We start from the raw sequence: 2310 nt of genomic DNA, 5'->3' as shown, positions 1-2310 counted from the left end.
GTTTCGGTAGGCCTTTATGATACAGCGGAGGCGCTTGCTGCTGGTGAATATTTAGATGCAGGTAAAACTGCAGCTGGTACATTTTTCGGTGTGGTGGCGAAGAAAGTAAAAGCACCGATGAAGCTGTTTAGGGGTGTTACAAACAAAGTAGTCCATAAGAATTCATTAGGCTATGTTGGTAATGCTCACGTCTACAGAATAAAAGGCTCAGATGGAACCTACAAGATTGGTGAAAGTGCTCAAGGGCTTAGAAAAAGAGATGGAGCTTCAATAAGAGCTGAGCAGCAGGTGAGAAAGCTCCAGCGTGAAACCGGCGAAATCTACGAATCTAGAATATTAAAAACATTTCCAAATAAAAAGGCTGCTGTCGAATATCAGGACAACTTAAGAGACCGATTTAGACGAATGTATGGTCATGACACGCTACCTGGTAATAGAGAACATTTACGCGGCAAGAAAAAGTAGGATTAAGTATGGCACATAATAAAAAACTCGTTTTAGGTGGTGTTTCTCTAACAAAAGAGAGACCAAATAGGTTTGCAATGCAAGTAATGACAGAGATAAGAGACGAACTTGAATTACTTATCATTAATTCAGGCTTTCTCATAGGTGCCCCATTTATTTGGATTGGATTGATCTTGAGGTATGGGTTGGTTAGCGCTGATAAGCCTATGTACCAAAAGATTAATGAAAAGCATGGCGATCTACCTGTTTCAATTGAACTTGATACAAATGAGTTATCAAGTGCAACTAAATCTGAGCTTAAACGGATTATGAAAAAGGCTACATTAGTAGCCTTGATTGATATCGCAAATAAATATGAATTAAAAGCTGAAGAGTTTAAAAAATCACTTATTGAACTAGAAGAGAGCAGTTCACATAATAGTTAGTTTTTAATGCTACAAAGAACGCAGATAGACAGGCTACGGCTTTGTTGCAGTACTCAATGGCTTTGTTGAAGCGCCCAGTTAATAATTATTATTGACTGGCGCATACCTTTCTTTGAAGTAAAAAGGACAGTCACCAAAAGTATGCTCTGGATTACTTATCAATACGGGGATAGATCTTGGTTCTTCAGTTTAAAAGCAAAAAGGACAGTCACCTAAAGTAGCTGCGCACCTACAAAGAGGGCAGTAGTGTTAGCGAGCGCTCTTTGACTTGGACAGAGTTCAACAAACCCGCGTCGATTACCCGTAACGGYAATACGGTGGCGTTTTCTTACGACGCGAACCACAACCGTTATTTGAAGCAAAGCAGCGATGGCAGCGAAACYTTCTATTTTGGTAAAACGTACGAGCGCATYCAAACCAATGATGGCGAAACACAACATAAGCACTTTGTTTACGCGGATGGCAAGCTTATTGCGCTTAATACTCAGATACGTGATTCGGCCAACAAACTTAAGAACAAGCAGGTACGTTACCTTCACTACGATGCGTTAAATTCAATCGACCTCATCACCGACGGYTATGGCAAYGTGGTAGAGCGCCGTAGTTACGACACATGGGGCAAACAAAGGGCGATAAGTTGGARAAGTAATGAYCCAGCAGAARTCYTWCAATCAGCGATAACCAATAGAGGCTACACCGGCCACGAGCAGATAGATGAAGTCGGCCTCATTCATATGAATGGSCGAGTGTATGATGCAGAKCTGGGTCGGTTTTTAAGTGCGGATCCGTTTATTCAAGAGCCTTATTTGACGAATAGCTTTAATCGTTATTCGTATGTAATGAACAATCCACTTAAGTACACGGATCCGTCTGGATATTGGTGGAGTGGTGGCCTTGAGGGTGAATGTAGTACTGATGGRAATAGTTACAATTATGTCAATGGGACAAGTGGTTCYTGGAGAGACCGTGATAACGGTAGCGATTCTGGAGCTAGAAAGACCAATAATGATAGTACTCAAGAGCATCTACCCCAAGGGGCTGAACCTATATTAGGGGATACAGAGCGAGAGACCAGTAGTTGGTTTGGCTGGGAAACGTTTTTAAGCGTGGGTGTAACCACAGCAACGTTTGTGTATGATATGTCCCCAGTGTCAACGGTTGTGGATGTTTCGGTAGGCCTTTATGATACAGCGGAGGCGCTTGCTGCTGGTGAATATTTAGATGCAGGTAAAACTGCAGCTGGTACATTTTTCGGTGTGGTGGCGAAGAAAGTAAAAGCACCGATGAAGCTGTTTAGGGGTGTTACAAACAAAGTAGTCCATAAGAATTCATTAGGCTATGTTGGTAATGCTCACGTCTACAGAATAAAAGGCTCAGATGGAACCTACAAGATTGGTGAAAGTGCTCAAGGGCTGGCTTA

The 2310-nt window shown here is 42.1% G+C and carries 3 protein-coding genes; all 3 read left to right on the top strand.

All coding sequences use genetic code 11. From position 1 onward, the window contains the following. Positions 1-465 (top strand): hypothetical protein (locus tag L4D74_RS25005; protein WP_428755106.1); only part of this gene is annotated, 465 nt, incomplete at its 5' end. 8 nt (positions 466-473) lie between these two features. Further along, positions 474-890, top strand: a complete 417-nt coding sequence (locus tag L4D74_RS25000) for an Imm39 family immunity protein (RefSeq protein ID WP_428755104.1) — start codon at positions 474-476, stop codon at positions 888-890. A gap of 263 nt (positions 891-1153) precedes the next feature. After that, a partial coding sequence (locus L4D74_RS24995; protein WP_428755102.1) for an RHS repeat-associated core domain-containing protein occupies positions 1154-2310 on the top strand: 1157 nt, incomplete at its 3' end.

The sequence above is a fragment of the Vibrio cionasavignyae genome (assembly GCF_050337155.1).
Classification (GTDB): Bacteria; Pseudomonadota; Gammaproteobacteria; order Enterobacterales; family Vibrionaceae; genus Vibrio; species Vibrio nomapromontoriensis.
Note: the sequence above shows the minus strand (reverse complement) of the source record. Positions and strands in the feature narration are given on the sequence as shown.